The 12,292-nt window shown below is 66.3% G+C and carries 16 protein-coding genes; 6 read left to right on the top strand and 10 right to left on the bottom strand.

Translation table 11 applies throughout. The features are described 5' to 3' along the window. Positions 1–16: 16 nt before the first annotated feature. Genes carS through ACTJJX_RS17805 form a run of 4 tightly spaced genes read right to left on the bottom strand, consistent with a single transcriptional unit; the run spans position 17 to position 2,644 of the window. Positions 17–1,354 carry a two-component system sensor histidine kinase CarS gene (gene carS, locus ACTJJX_RS17820; protein WP_003090493.1) on the bottom strand — a complete coding sequence of 446 codons (1,338 nt, stop codon included), beginning with the start codon at positions 1,352–1,354 and terminating at the stop codon, positions 17–19. Further along, a complete protein-coding gene (gene carR, locus ACTJJX_RS17815; protein WP_003090494.1) occupies positions 1,351–2,022 on the bottom strand; it encodes a two-component system response regulator CarR in 672 nt (223 codons plus the stop codon). Before carR ends, carS begins: the two co-directional genes overlap by 4 nt. Further along, the gene (locus ACTJJX_RS17810; protein ID WP_003097704.1) at positions 2,022–2,336 is read right to left on the bottom strand and encodes a PepSY domain-containing protein; all 315 of its coding nucleotides are present in this window, start codon (positions 2,334–2,336) and stop codon (positions 2,022–2,024) included. The genes carR and ACTJJX_RS17810 overlap by 1 nt, the downstream gene beginning before the upstream one ends. After that, on the bottom strand, positions 2,336–2,644 hold the full coding sequence (locus ACTJJX_RS17805; protein WP_003090497.1) for a PepSY domain-containing protein: 309 nt from the start codon (positions 2,642–2,644) through the stop codon (positions 2,336–2,338). Before ACTJJX_RS17805 ends, ACTJJX_RS17810 begins: the two co-directional genes overlap by 1 nt. 214 nt (positions 2,645–2,858) lie before the next feature. On the opposite strand from ACTJJX_RS17805, the gene ACTJJX_RS17800 reads away from it, so the two are divergent. The 3 genes from ACTJJX_RS17800 to ACTJJX_RS17790 are packed head-to-tail and all read left to right on the top strand — an operon-like array spanning position 2,859 to position 5,111. Further along, positions 2,859–3,941, top strand: coding sequence for a hypothetical protein (locus ACTJJX_RS17800; protein ID WP_003113385.1), 1,083 nt, complete (start codon positions 2,859–2,861; stop codon positions 3,939–3,941). A 26-nt stretch (positions 3,942–3,967) separates the two neighbouring features. Further along, positions 3,968–4,861: a hypothetical protein gene (locus ACTJJX_RS17795; RefSeq protein ID WP_003116712.1), complete on the top strand. Its 894-nt coding sequence runs from the start codon at positions 3,968–3,970 to the stop codon at positions 4,859–4,861. Further along, positions 4,845–5,111, top strand: a complete 267-nt coding sequence (locus ACTJJX_RS17790) for a DUF5329 domain-containing protein (protein WP_003115326.1) — start codon at positions 4,845–4,847, stop codon at positions 5,109–5,111. Before ACTJJX_RS17795 ends, ACTJJX_RS17790 begins: the two co-directional genes overlap by 17 nt. Here ACTJJX_RS17790 and ACTJJX_RS17785 read toward each other — a convergent pair whose 3' ends face one another. Genes ACTJJX_RS17785 through hmpA form a run of 3 tightly spaced genes read right to left on the bottom strand, consistent with a single transcriptional unit; the run spans position 5,112 to position 7,785 of the window. Then, on the bottom strand, positions 5,112–6,305 hold the full coding sequence (locus ACTJJX_RS17785) for an NnrS family protein (RefSeq protein ID WP_003122598.1): 1,194 nt from the start codon (positions 6,303–6,305) through the stop codon (positions 5,112–5,114). After that, on the bottom strand, positions 6,292–6,549 hold the full coding sequence (ppyR, locus tag ACTJJX_RS17780; protein WP_003090502.1) for a psl/pyoverdine operon transcriptional regulator PpyR: 258 nt from the start codon (positions 6,547–6,549) through the stop codon (positions 6,292–6,294). The genes ACTJJX_RS17785 and ppyR overlap by 14 nt, the downstream gene beginning before the upstream one ends. A gap of 54 nt (positions 6,550–6,603) precedes the next feature. Further along, positions 6,604–7,785 (bottom strand): NO-inducible flavohemoprotein, encoded by a 1,182-nt coding sequence (gene hmpA / locus ACTJJX_RS17775; protein ID WP_003113387.1) that lies wholly within the window; start codon positions 7,783–7,785, stop codon positions 6,604–6,606. 154 nt (positions 7,786–7,939) lie between these two features. Between hmpA and norR the strand changes: the two genes are divergently transcribed. The 3 genes from norR to mvaU all read left to right on the top strand — a co-directional run bounded on the left by norR (position 7,940) and on the right by mvaU (position 10,611). Further along, positions 7,940–9,493, top strand: coding sequence for a nitric oxide reductase transcriptional regulator NorR (gene norR / locus ACTJJX_RS17770; protein ID WP_003113388.1), 1,554 nt, complete (start codon positions 7,940–7,942; stop codon positions 9,491–9,493). A gap of 100 nt (positions 9,494–9,593) precedes the next feature. Further along, the gene (gene queD, locus ACTJJX_RS17765; protein WP_003090505.1) at positions 9,594–9,950 is read left to right on the top strand and encodes a 6-carboxytetrahydropterin synthase QueD; all 357 of its coding nucleotides are present in this window, start codon (positions 9,594–9,596) and stop codon (positions 9,948–9,950) included. A 307-nt stretch (positions 9,951–10,257) separates the two neighbouring features. Continuing rightward, positions 10,258–10,611, top strand: coding sequence for a histone-like nucleoid-structuring protein MvaU (mvaU, locus tag ACTJJX_RS17760; RefSeq protein WP_003090506.1), 354 nt, complete (start codon positions 10,258–10,260; stop codon positions 10,609–10,611). A 75-nt stretch (positions 10,612–10,686) separates the two neighbouring features. On the opposite strand, the gene ACTJJX_RS17755 is transcribed toward mvaU, so the two are convergent. The 3 genes from ACTJJX_RS17755 to ACTJJX_RS17745 all read right to left on the bottom strand — a co-directional run bounded on the left by ACTJJX_RS17755 (position 10,687) and on the right by ACTJJX_RS17745 (position 12,215). Continuing rightward, positions 10,687–10,983, bottom strand: a complete 297-nt coding sequence (locus tag ACTJJX_RS17755; protein ID WP_009877656.1) for a VF_A0006 family four-cysteine protein — start codon at positions 10,981–10,983, stop codon at positions 10,687–10,689. A gap of 264 nt (positions 10,984–11,247) precedes the next feature. Continuing rightward, positions 11,248–11,832 carry a GspMb/PilO family protein gene (locus tag ACTJJX_RS17750; RefSeq protein WP_003097715.1) on the bottom strand — a complete coding sequence of 195 codons (585 nt, stop codon included), beginning with the start codon at positions 11,830–11,832 and terminating at the stop codon, positions 11,248–11,250. Continuing rightward, on the bottom strand, positions 11,832–12,215 hold the full coding sequence (locus ACTJJX_RS17745; protein WP_060774333.1) for a hypothetical protein: 384 nt from the start codon (positions 12,213–12,215) through the stop codon (positions 11,832–11,834). The genes ACTJJX_RS17750 and ACTJJX_RS17745 overlap by 1 nt, the downstream gene beginning before the upstream one ends. Positions 12,216–12,292 lie beyond the last annotated feature (77 nt).

The raw sequence follows: 12,292 nt of genomic DNA, 5'->3' as shown, positions 1-12,292 counted from the left end.
AAATGGTGAAGAACTGTTAAGCCCTGGCGGCGCGGCCGCTCTTCTGCAACGGCAACTCGACGCTCACCCGCAGGCCGCCCAGCGGGCTGTCCTCGAGACTCAGGCGGCCACCGCAGGCCTCGGCGATGTCGCGCGCGATGCCCAGGCCCAGGCCATGGCCGCTGACCTGCTCGTCGAGCCGGGTACCCCGCTCGAGCACCGCCTGGCGCTGGTCGGGGAGGATGCCGGGGCCGTCATCGTCGACCTTCAGGCGGACCATGCCCTCGCCCTGCGCGACGGTCAGGCGGACTTCGCTATCGGCCCACTTGCAGGCGTTGTCCAGCAGATTGCCGAGCATCTCCAGCAGGTCCTCGCGGTCCCATGGCAGGCGCAGCCCCGGCGGCGCGCTCCAGCTCACCTGCAGGTGCGGGCCGTGGATCAGGCGCAGGGTGTCGCACAGCGACGGCAACTCCTCGGCGCAATCGAAATGTGCGCCAGGCAGCGCTTCGCCGACCAGGCGGGCCTTGCCCAACTCGCGACCGAGGCGCTGCTGGATCTGTTCCAGCTGTTCGCGCAGGACCTGTTGCAACTCCGGCTGGCGCGCCATCTCCTCGCGCTCGGCGAGGCTGACCAGCACCGCCAGCGGCGTCTTCAGGGCGTGACCGAGGTTGCCCAGGGCGTTGCGCGAACGCTTCAGGGTCTCCTCGGTGTGCGCCAGCAGGTGGTTGATCTGCTCCACCAGCGGCTCCAGTTCCTCGGGAGCCTGGTTGTCCAGTTGGCTACGCTGGCCCTGCTGCAGCTGGGCGATCTGCAGGCGCACCTCCTCCAGCGGACGCAGCGAACGACGCACGGTCAGGCGCTGCAACAGCAATACCAGGAGCAGCGCCAGGGCGCCGGCGCCCAGACCCATCCACTGCACACGGGCGAAGCTTTCCAGGATCGGCGTATAGTCCTGCGCCACCACGATCCGCAGCTTCTGGCCCATGCGCTTGTAGTGGCCGCGGAACACCAGCAGTCGCTGCTCCTCGGGCCCATCGACCAGGCCCTGCACCAGCCCTTTCTTGTGCGGCACTTCCAGCTCGCTGTCCCACAGGGAGCGTGAGCGCCAGGTGTCCTTTTCCAGCTCGATGACGAAATAGCGCCCGGAATACGGGCGCTGGAACGCCGGGTTGAGGCGTTGCTCGTCCAGTTGCATGCCGTTCGGCCCGCGCACCATGGCCACCAGCAGGTTCTCCGCCTCCTCGCGCAGGTTGCCGGCGAAATAGCGCCGCAGGCCCTGGTCGAACAGCCACAGGCCGGTCTGCGCGAGGACCAGCCCGACCACCAGCAGCACCGCGAACAGGCCGACGCTCAGGCGCCGCTGGATCGACCTCATCCGGCGGCCACCCCGGCGTAGCGGTAGCCCTGGCCACGGCGGGTCTCGATCACCTCGCGGCCGAGCTTGCGCCGCAGGTGGTTGACGTGGACCTCGATGACGTTGGAATCGCGTTCGGTCTCGCCGTCGTACAGATGCTCGGCCAGGTGCCCCTTGGACAGGACCTGGCCGGGGTGCAGCATGAAATAGCGCAGCAGGCGGAATTCGGCGGCGGTCAGGTCGACGTCGGCGCCGTTCAGGCACACGCACTGACGCTGCTCGTCCAGGCGCAGCCCGGCGGCCTCCAGCTGGCTCTGGTTGGCCAGCCCATGGGCGCGGCGCAACAGGGCCTGGATGCGCAAGGCCAACTCTTCCGGATGGAACGGCTTGGTCAGATAGTCGTCGGCACCGGCCTTGAGCCCATCGATGCGTTCGGCCCAGGAACCGCGCGCGGTGAGGATCAGCACCGGAGTCGCGAGTCCCAGCCCACGCCACTCCTGGAGTATCTCCAGGCCGGGACGCCCGGGCAGGCCGAGGTCGAGGATGATCAGGTCGTAGGGTTCGCTGGCGCCCTGCACCGCCGCGTCGCGGCCGTCGGCCAGCCAGTCCACCGCGTAGCCCTGGCGGGTCAGGCTGGCCATCAGTTCGTCGGCCAGGGGAACGTGATCCTCAACCAGCAGCAACCGCATCAGTCGTCTTCCTCGTCCTTCAGGATGCGGCCGTTGCGGGCATCCAGTTCCAGTTCACGCACGACGCCGTCGCGGGTGAGCAACTCCACCTCGTAGACATACACGTCGTCTTCCTCTTCCAGCTCGACCTCCAGCAGGCGCGCCCCGGGGTAACGCCCCAGGGCTTCCTGCATGAGGGATTCGAGCGGCTGTATCACACCGTCCTGGCGCAGGCGCAGGACCTCGTCCTGGTCCAGGTCGCGCGCCATCGCTTCGAGGCTGATGACCGCCAGGACCAGTGCGACGATCCCGGCGTAGCGCATGAGCCACTTCATCAGTCGTCCTGGTGGTCCTTGAGCACGGCGCCGGTAGCGGCATCCAGCTCCAGGTCCCATTTCACGCCCTGCGGGTCGCGCAACTCGACCTGGTAGATGTAGCGGCCGTATTCCTCTTCCAGCTCGGTATCGTGGACGCTCGAGCCGGGATGCTTGGCGATGGCGTTCTTGTTCAGCTCTTCGAAGGACTTGATGGTCCCGGCGTCACGCAGCTTCAGCGCCTCGTCCGGGCCGAGGTCGCGGGCCTGGGCCAGGCCGGCAGTCAGGGCGATGGCGGTGGCGGCGAACAGGGCAGTCAGTTTCTTCATGGGAATCTCTCCGTGGGAATCAATCGTGTTGCTTTCGACGGTTTGCAGATTAACCGGGCGCTCTTAATTGAAGCTGAATTTGCCGCAAGGACATGGCCGGGGCGCGCCATAGGGTAACGGAAAGCCTCTGCGATGGGGCTCGCCGGCGTTCGAAAGCGCTTGGTCCTGCGACAACTCGTCCTATAATCGCCGGTCCGCAAGGGAGAAGACCAGCATGCCAGCCATCCAGATCAAGTCCCCCGCACTGACCCTCAAGGCCGGTCGCCGCGCCCTCGCCCGCATCCGCGAGCGCGGCCTGCAGCCGGCCGACGTCGGCATCGTCCCCGGTGCCGCCGGCGGGCCAAAGGCGCTGGGCATCCAGGGACTGGACCTGGCGATCTTCGGCGAGTGGCTGCCGCGCGCCCCGCGTGAACGCTCGCTGATCGGCGCCTCCATCGGTTCCTGGCGCTTCGCCAGTGCCTGCCTGCCCGACGCCGTGGCCGGCCTCACCCGCCTCGGCGAGCTGTACACCCGGCAGCGTTTTCCCAAGGGCGTGAGCATCGCCGAAGTCTCGCGCAAGTGCGCGGCGATGCTCGACGACCTGCTCGCCGGCCAGGACGCGCGGATCCTCGACAACCCGCTGTACCGCCTCAACGTGGTGGTGGTGAAGAGCCACGGGCGCCTCGCCCACGACCACAAGGCCAGCCTCGGCCTGGGGCTGTCCTCGGTGATCCGCGACAACCTGATCGGCCGCCGCCATCTGCACCGCCACTTCGAACGGGTGATCCTGCATGACGCCCGCCAGGCGCCGCCGCTGGCCGCGCTGACCGACTTCCCGTCGCGCTACCTGCACCTGGACGGCGGCAACCTGCGCCAGGCGCTGCTCGCCTCCGGCTCGATCCCGATGGTCATGGAAGGCGTCCGCGACCTGCCTGGCGCCGGCCCCGGCACCTACCGCGACGGCGGCCTGCTCGACTACCATCTCGACCTGCCCTACGAGGACCGCGGCGTGGTGCTCTACCCGCACTTCACCGACAAGGTGATCCCCGGCTGGTTCGACAAGGGCTTGCCCTGGCGCCGTGGCGACGCCGGGCGCCTGCAGGACGTGCTGCTGCTGGCGCCGTCGCGCGAGTACCTGGCGCGCCTGCCGCACGCCAAGCTGCCGGACCGCAAGGACTTCACCCGCTACCTCGGCGACGACGACGGCCGCGAGCGCTACTGGCGCCAGGCGATGGCGGAAAGCCGCAGGCTCGGCGACGAATTCCTCGAACTGGTCGACGGCGGCCGGCTCGGCGAACGCCTGCAAGCGCTGGACTGAGCCGCCACCGACGAGAAGGATCCTGCATGAAACTGGCCGTAGCGCTGATCCACGGCATCGGCGACCAGCCCGATAGCCGCGACGAGGACGGTCTGCACAGCTACGCCCGCGAACTGGTGGCGGCGCTGCGCCGACGTCTCGGCGCGGAAGCCGGCGAGGTGGCCTTCCAGAGCCTGTACTGGGCCAGCGTACTGGACGCCCGCGAGCTGGACTACCTCAAGCGCATCGAGCGCGAGCCGCTGGGCTGGCGCTGGCTGCGCCGGGCGGTGACGCTATTCCTCGGCGACGCCAGCGGCTACCGCAAGGTCAGCGCCGCCTACGACACCACCTACCAGCAGGTCCACCAGCACGTGCGCAGCGGGATCATGGCCCTGCGCGCGAAAGTCGGGCCGCAGACGCCGCTGGTGATCCTCGCCCACTCCCTGGGCGGGCACATCGTGTCCAATTTCATCTGGGACCAGCAGAAACTCAACCGCACGCCGAGTTGCTCGATCGACCCCTTCCTCGGCCTGGAAACCCTGGCCGGGCTGGTCACCTTCGGTTGCAACATCCCGCTGTTCACCTTCGCCTACGAGAAGGTCTGTCCGATCCGCTTTCCCGGCCACTGCCTGCCCCCGGCCATCCGCCAGCAGGCACGCTGGCTGAACGTCTACGCGCCGGCCGATCCGCTCGGCTATCCGCTGCGGCCGTTGCAGAACTACGCCGCGGTCGTCCACGAGGACCTCGCCCTGCCGGTCGGTCCCTGGTACAAGCGGCACACCCCGTTGAGCCACATGGAGTACTGGAACGATGCGCGCTTTCACGATTACCTGGCGGACTACCTGCGCCGCCTGTTGGCTGCTGGCCTCGAGCCTGCCGGCGCTGGCCGCGCCCTCCCCGCAGGCGAGCCAGGAGATCGGCCGCTTGCTGAGCTTTGTTGAAGACAGCGGCTGCACCTTCATCCGCAACGGCAGCGAATACCCGGCCGCGGAAGCCCGCGCCCACCTGCAGAAGAAGCTCGACTACCTGGAGCGCAAGGATCTGGTCGCCAGCAGCGAGGACTTCATCGAGCGCGCCGCGACCCAGAGCAGCCTCAGCGGCAAGCCCTACCAGGTGCGCTGCGCCACGCAGACGCGCAACTCCGCCGACTGGCTGAACCAGGAGCTGCGGCGTCTGCGGCAAGCCCCCTGATCAACCGGGATGGCCGTCGACCCGCGGACGACACAGCATCGGCGCATAGAACCAGGCGAACAGCAGGAACGCCAAAGCCCACAGTCCGCCTGCCAGGGGCAGCGCCCAGTTCGCCGGCAACAGGCTGGGCAGGAACACCCGCGCCGCGCAGCCGAGATTGAGCAGGGCGAAAGCCCAGGGCATCGCTGCCGGCGGTTGCAGCGCGCGACCGGTATGGCCGAGAGTGACCCGTGCCAGCATCGCCAGGATCAACCCGCCCATGCCGCCCACCGCCAGCGCGTGCAGCGCCTGGCTCGGCGCCAGCGCCAGGCCCAGGCTCCAGAGCGCCATGCCAAGCGGCGCCACGGCGATCCAGAAATATGCCAGGTGCAGAGACCAGAGCAGCGGCACCTGCCAGATGCCGCGATCGCGCCAACGCCACAGGCGCCACAGTTGCGCACCACCGAGGGCGGCGAACAGTCCTGCAAGCCAGGGCGTCGGCTGCGTCGTGACGCCCGCGGCGGTGAGCAGCGCCACCAGCACACAGCCCAGCAGGATGCCATTGTCCAGCCAGGCGATCGCCGGCACCTGCTGCTGACGGCCGAGACCGCGCTGGGTGAAGAACGGGATCACCCGCCCGCCGATCAGGTTCATCATCCCGGCGATCAGCCATAGCGCGGCGATGGAGGCACGCCGTTGCCAGTCGTCGTTGCCCTCGAACAGGCCGAGCAGGACCAGGGCGTCGGCCAGGGTCAACAGCAGCAACAGGCCCACCACCGGGTAATTGCGCTTCTGCCGCACCCGCCACAGGCTGCGACCGATAGCCCAGGCCAATAGCGGCAGGAAGCTCAGTTGCAGCACCAGCAGCAGCGCCAGCGGCGCATCGAATAGCCAGGCCAGGCGCGCCGCCAGCCAGAGCCCGGCGAGCAGGGCCAGGGGTTTGCCCTGCAGGCCGGGTACGCCGGTCCAGGTCTGCACGGCGGTCAACAGGAAGCCGGCGATGATCGCCACGCCGAAACCGAAGAGCATTTCGTGACGATGCCAGGCCAGCCAGCCACCGACCGGTTGCCAGCCGCTCCAGAGCCCGGCCAGCGCCGCCAGCCAGAGCGCGATGGCGAGGACCGCGAACAGCGCGCCGCCGAGGAAGAACGGGCGGAAGCCCAGGCGCCAGATCGGCGGTATGGCCATCAGCCTGGAACGATCAAGCACTTGCACAGCAGACCTCCCAACCGGGTCGACGCATGCGGAACAGCGCGCTCAGGCGCATCACGTAGCCGATCTTCAACAGGGTCGGGCCGAGGATCACCAGCGCATGGGAAAACACCAGCGCCGGCATGTTCAGGTAGCGGTCGAGGAAATAGGCGGCGATCACGCCGGCGACGAGCAGCGCCAGGCCGGCCGCCAGCAGCCCGTGACCGATCCGCAGCACCCGCCGTGGACAATCGAACAGAGCGTTCATCTCGATCTCCTTTTTCCGAAAAAGGGCCGACGCACCTCGCGCCGGCCCGTCGCTTCAGGCGTCCAGCGCGGCGGCCGGACCGAAGAACTCGTAGTGGCATTGCTGCGAGGGTACGCCGAGGTCGGCCAGGTGGCGCTTGACCTGCGCCATGAAAGGCCGGGGTCCGAGGAAGTAGGCGTCCAGGTCGCGCTCCTGCGGCAACCAGTCGGCCAGTTTCTCGCGGCTCAGCAATCCCTCGGCGTCGGCACTGTCGCCGGCGCGCGGTTCGCTGTAGCAGAAGAAGTGCTCGACCTGCTCGTGCTGCGCCGACACGTCTTCGATCCAGTCGCGGAAGGCATGCACGCCGCCATGCCGGGCGCAATGGATGAAGCGGATCGGCCGCGCCTGCGGCAGCGCTTCCTGCAACATGGCCAGGGCCGGGGTGATGCCGACGCCGGCGGTGATCAGCACCAGCGGCTTGTCGCTGTCACGCAGGACGAAATCGCCAGCCGGCGGAAACAGATCCAGCTCGTCGCCCTCGGCGACCCGGTCATGCAGGTAATTGGAGACCCGTCCACCCGCCTCGCGCTTGACGCTGATGCGGTATTCGCGGCCGTTGCTGGCAGCGGAAAGCGAATAGTTGCGGCGCACTTCCTCGCCGTCGATGTCCAGCCGCAGGCCGATGTACTGTCCCGGCTGGAACGCCAGCAGCGGCTGGCCGTCCACCGGCTCCAGGTAGAACGAGGTGATTTCCTCGCTCTCCGCCTGCTTGCGTGCCACGCGGAAGCGCCGCACGCCGCGCCAGCCGCCATCGGCCTGGGCGCTGGCGGCATACACCGACTCCTCGGCCTCGATCAGCAGGTCGGCCAGTTGCTGGTAGGCCGCGCCCCAGGCTTCGAGGACTTCGTCGGTGGCGATCTGTTCGCCGAGGACCTCGCGGATCGCCCGCAACAGGCAAGTGCCGACGATCGGATAGTGTTCGGGCAGCACCTGCAGGGAGACATGCTTGTTCACCACCTTGGCCACCAGCGGGCCGAGTTCCTGCAACTGGTCGATGTGCCTGGCGTACATCAGCACGCCATTGGCCAGCGCCCGCGGCTGGTCGCCGCTGGCCTGGTGGGCCTGGTTGAACAGCGGGCGAACCTCGGGGTACTCGCCGAGCATGGTGCGGTAGAAATGGGTGATCAGCGCTTCACCGCCGGTCTCCAGCAGCGGTACGGTGGCTTTGATGAGGGCACGTTGGGCATTGGACAACATAGATGACTCCTGACGCATGCAAGGTTTTGTTTCACCTCGAAGCATTTCAGGAAGCGTGCCAAGGCAAACTACCAGAATTCACGGGCCTTGCAGGCCGGCATAGGTCATAATGACTGCAACCATTCAGAGTCATTAGGACTGCAAAGAGGTCGAAATGACCACCAACCCCTTGCTTGCCACCCTGATCCCGCTGGTTGCCGACCTGTCCCGCGACCTGCCGGAAGACGAACGCTACCGCCGCCTGCTCCAGGCCCTGCGCGACCTGCTGCCCTGCGACGCCACCGCGCTGCTGCGCCTGGACGGCGAATACCTGATCCCGCTGGCGGTGGACGGCCTCAGCCCGGACACCCTCGGCCGGCGCTTCCGGGTCGGCGAACATCCGCGCCTCGAGGCCCTCCTGGAGCGCCGCGGGCCGACCCGCTTCCCCGCCGACTGCGGCCTGCCCGATCCCTACGACGGTCTGGTGGAAGGCCTCCACGGCCACCTGGAAATCCATGATTGCCTGGGCTGTCCGCTGTACCTCGACGACCAGCCCTGGGGCTTGCTGACCCTGGATACCCTCGATCCGTCGCGCTTCGCCAGCGCCGACCTGGATACCCTGGAGGCCTTCGCCAGCCTCGCCGCCGCCACGGTCAAGGCCAGCGAGCGGATGCGCGACCTGACCCGCCGCGCCGAGGACGAGCACCAGCGCGCCGAGGCCTATCTCGAAGCCGCTGGCGAGCGGCCACGGGAAATGATCGGCCAGAGCGCCGCGCACAAGGCGCTGCTGGAAGAAATCCGCCTGGTCGCCAACAGCGACCTGAGCGTACTGATCACCGGCGAGACCGGGGTCGGCAAGGAACTGGTGGCGCAATCCATCCACCGGCATTCCATGCGCAGCGGCAAGCCGATGATCAGTCTCAACTGCGCCGCGCTGCCCGAGACCCTGGTGGAAAGCGAATTGTTCGGCCATGTGCGCGGCGCCTTCTCCGGCGCGGTCAACGAACGGCGCGGCAAGTTCGAACTGGCCGACGGCGGCAGCCTGTTCCTCGACGAGGTCGGCGAGTTGCCGCTGGCGGTGCAGGCCAAGCTGCTCCGCGTGCTGCAGAGCGGGCAGTTGCAGCGGGTCGGCTCCGATCGCGAGCACCGCGTCGACGTACGCCTGATCGCAGCCACCAACCGCGACCTGGCCGAGGAAGTGCGTGCCGGGCGCTTCCGCGCCGATCTCTACCATCGCCTCAGCGTCTATCCCTTGCGCGTGCCGCCGCTGCGCGAGCGCGGCCGCGATATCCTCCTGCTGGCCGGCTACTTCCTCGAGGAAAACCGACCGCGCCTGGGACTGCGCAGCCTGCGCCTGGACCACGAGGCCCAGGCCGCGCTCCTCGACTATCGCTGGCCGGGCAACGTGCGCGAACTCGAGCACCTGGTCGGCCGCGCCTCGCTCAAGGCCCTCGGCCACAATCCGGAGCGGTCGCGGATCGTCACCCTGCATCGGCAGGATCTCGACCTGCCCGCGGAAACCCCCGCGCCACCTCGCAGCGTGGTCGAGCCCGCGCCCGCCGCGCCAACGACCGGTCACTCGTTGCGCGCGGCCACCGACGCCTACCAACGCCGCCTGATCCAGGACTGCCTGGCCCGCCACCAGGGAAGCTGGGCCTCGGCTGCACGCGAGCTGGGCCTGGATCGCGCCAACCTGGCGCGCCTGGCGCGCCGCCTGCAACTCAGGTAAACGACCGCCCGGTCGGAGCAGACCGGGTCCGGCGCGCAAACCTGCTACCATGGCGCCCCCATTCCGGTTGTCCGATAACCCCGATCCAGAGCGCACTACAGTGGAACTCTTCAAAGAATTCACCTTCGAATCCGCCCATCGCCTGCCCCACGTCCCCGAAGGCCACAAATGCGGGCGCCTGCACGGCCACTCGTTCCGTGTCGCCATCCACATCGAAGGTGAGGTCGATCCGCATACCGGCTGGATCCGCGACTTCGCGGAAATCAAGGCGATCTTCAAGCCGATCTACGAGCAACTCGACCACAATTATCTGAACGATATTCCAGGCCTGGAAAACCCCACCAGCGAAAACCTCTGCCGCTGGATCTGGCAACAACTCAAGCCGCTGTTGCCGGAACTCTCCAAGGTCCGCGTCCACGAAACTTGCACCAGCGGTTGCGAATATCGGGGCGATTGATTCGCCCGACTCTCCCCTGGCGCTTCGCCATCTGCTCTAAAACGGGCTTCCACACAACGGGCCCGTTCTGCCGTCTCTCTCCCATGGGTTGTACGAAGCATTATCCCCACGGACATAAAGGTTTCATATTCTTCCGGGAAACATCCGGCAAGCTGTCCCCACAGTCCGTTAGTCAATAAAACCGTGCAACTATATTGTTCTCCCAGTAGATAAAGACTTATCCTTTGCCGCGGACACGGAAAGTCCGTAAAGCCACTATAAATGCACCAAAACCCAGCACCATATTTTTAGAACGGGAGTGAAACGAATGTCCAAACTTGCCGAGTTCCGCGAGGCAGAGCGCAAACTTCAGGAGCAACTGGCCCTGCTGGAAAAGCTGAAAAGCGACAGCAGCCTGAAGCAGGAACTGGAATTCAAGGACAAGTTGCAGGCGTTGATGGACAAGTACGGCATGACCCTGCACAACATCATCGCCATCCTCGACCCCAAGGCTCCGGTCACCGTCAGCGCCGCTCCGCAGCGCCGTGCCCGCGCCCTGAAGGTCTACAAGAACCCGAACAACGGTGAAGTCGTCGAAACCAAGGGCGGCAACCACAAGGTTCTGAAAGCCTGGAAAGAACAGTACGGTTCCGAAACCGTCGAATCCTGGCTGCAACGCTAAGCCGGTTTTCCCGACGGCATCCTGCCGATGCCGTCGGAAACCTCACTGGCTACTTTCGCTCCCCTCCTCGCCAGATCAATTCTGCGACTTCGATTCGCAAGCGCTCCTGATCTTCTGCGCCGCCAGGTTGTTCTCCACCCCCGGCAGGTTCTCCAGCAGACACTCGTAATAAGCCTTTTCCCGCGACAGCAGGAAGGAACCGTCGTTATACAACTTGTCGCAGGCCTGGGTGATGAAGTGAACCGCCACCCCGCTCTTCGCCGTGCGTTGGTAGTCGAGTATGCATTGGTCGTAGTCCTTGTCGTCGGCGAGAGTGGAAAGCGGAAATAACAGCAGCAGGGGCAGCAGGAACTTCATGGCAATGGTATCCATGGGAAAGTTGTGCTCCAGCATGGACGAGCCGGCTCGGAGTGCCAAGCCGACCATGAAGTAAAATTTTGCACTTGTTTACAGGCCGGACCAGACTGGCCGTTCTTCGCTGCGCGAATGCGACAGTGGCGGGCCGGAGAGCCGAATCGCAGGCGTCCCGAGCGGATTCGGTTTCCCGGCCGCCTGGCGGCAACTCGCTCCATCGACGGGCGCCGACCTCTAGCCGAACTCTTCCGGCAAACGGGTGCTGCCCGATCCGCATCCGCTTCAATAGGCCGCTACGAACAGGAACGACAATTGTAGATTGAGCATGGGCGACAACATATTGTTCAGTTCCAGAAACTCCACCGATACTTGTCGCTGCTCCGCTTCTATATCCTGCAACAACCGACTGAACGAGGCTGGCTGCAACTGCCCGCGAACCTGGGCCTCGATACGCGCGATCGTCCCTTGCTTCTCGAAGCCGCGAGGAAGCAGTACGCTCACTTCCGCGTCAGGGACGCCCGCCAGGCGAACCCGCTCGGTCAGCCAGGCCTGCACATCGGCCCTCGCCTGCGACGCATTCGGCGCCTGCCAGAAGCGCTCTCGCTGAAGGTTGAGGACCTGCTCCGCCTGCATCGCCCGCTCCGGCCAGGCGGTCTGCCGGGAAACGTCCTGGAGCTTGAGCCATTCCCCGGCCAGACGACGATATTCCTCCCCTCGTTCCTCCCTCCAATCCATGCTGAGCATGACCAGATGCACAACCAGCAGCAGGCACAGGCTCCAGATGGCCATGCGCAAGAGTGGTTTTTCCTGCCATTGTCGTTGCAGGTTCCGCCCCTGGAACTGCAGTGATCGCTGGAAGTCCGACATCAGGCACCCTCCCCCGGCGTACGCAGGACCAGGCTCAGCGATAGCCCCTCGCTCTGCGAAGGTTCCACCCTGACATCTTCGAAACTCCCCGACTCCATGAAACGCCTCACATAGAGACGCGGGTCGACACTGTCGGTGCCAATCCGCAACTCCAGCTCGGAGCCTCGATAGCGCCAGGCGAGCAACCGACTGTCCTTCGGCAACAGTTCCGCTACCTGTCCCAGCAGCACCACCTGCGAGCGATGCTGCAAAGCGCGCCCCAGCTCCGTGGCCATCCGATTGGTCTGCAAGGCCTGGTTGCGTGCGCTGAGGATCGGCGAGACCTGGCCGTTCAGTTGGTCGTACTGCGTTCGCAGCGCACGCTCGGCCCACCACCAGGACAAACCTTCCCCCAGATTGAATCCGCATCCCAGCAACAGGGTGGCTATGAGCCCATGCGGCAACCAACGCTCCCATCGCA

The organism is Pseudomonas sp. 22490, from assembly GCF_052044465.1.
Lineage (GTDB): Bacteria > Pseudomonadota > Gammaproteobacteria > Pseudomonadales > Pseudomonadaceae > Pseudomonas > Pseudomonas aeruginosa.
The sequence above is the reverse complement of the archived record's forward strand: the minus strand, read 5'-3'. Positions and strand labels throughout refer to the sequence as shown.

Coding starts and splice junctions, on each gene's coding strand:
- hmpA (WP_003113387.1), bottom strand. CDS start 7,785: ATGTTGTCCAATGCCCAACGTGCCCTCATCAAAGCCACCGTACCGCTG.
- norR (WP_003113388.1), top strand. CDS start 7,940: ATGACCACCAACCCCTTGCTTGCCACCCTGATCCCGCTGGTTGCCGAC.
- ACTJJX_RS17805 (WP_003090497.1), bottom strand. CDS start 2,644: ATGAAGAAACTGACTGCCCTGTTCGCCGCCACCGCCATCGCCCTGACT.
- ACTJJX_RS17755 (WP_009877656.1), bottom strand. CDS start 10,983: ATGGATACCATTGCCATGAAGTTCCTGCTGCCCCTGCTGCTGTTATTT.
- mvaU (WP_003090506.1), top strand. CDS start 10,258: ATGTCCAAACTTGCCGAGTTCCGCGAGGCAGAGCGCAAACTTCAGGAG.
- carS (WP_003090493.1), bottom strand. CDS start 1,354: ATGAGGTCGATCCAGCGGCGCCTGAGCGTCGGCCTGTTCGCGGTGCTG.
- ACTJJX_RS17750 (WP_003097715.1), bottom strand. CDS start 11,832: ATGTCGGACTTCCAGCGATCACTGCAGTTCCAGGGGCGGAACCTGCAA.
- ACTJJX_RS17810 (WP_003097704.1), bottom strand. CDS start 2,336: ATGAAGTGGCTCATGCGCTACGCCGGGATCGTCGCACTGGTCCTGGCG.
- ACTJJX_RS17795 (WP_003116712.1), top strand. CDS start 3,968: ATGAAACTGGCCGTAGCGCTGATCCACGGCATCGGCGACCAGCCCGAT.
- ppyR (WP_003090502.1), bottom strand. CDS start 6,549: ATGAACGCTCTGTTCGATTGTCCACGGCGGGTGCTGCGGATCGGTCAC.
- ACTJJX_RS17800 (WP_003113385.1), top strand. CDS start 2,859: ATGCCAGCCATCCAGATCAAGTCCCCCGCACTGACCCTCAAGGCCGGT.
- carR (WP_003090494.1), bottom strand. CDS start 2,022: ATGCGGTTGCTGCTGGTTGAGGATCACGTTCCCCTGGCCGACGAACTG.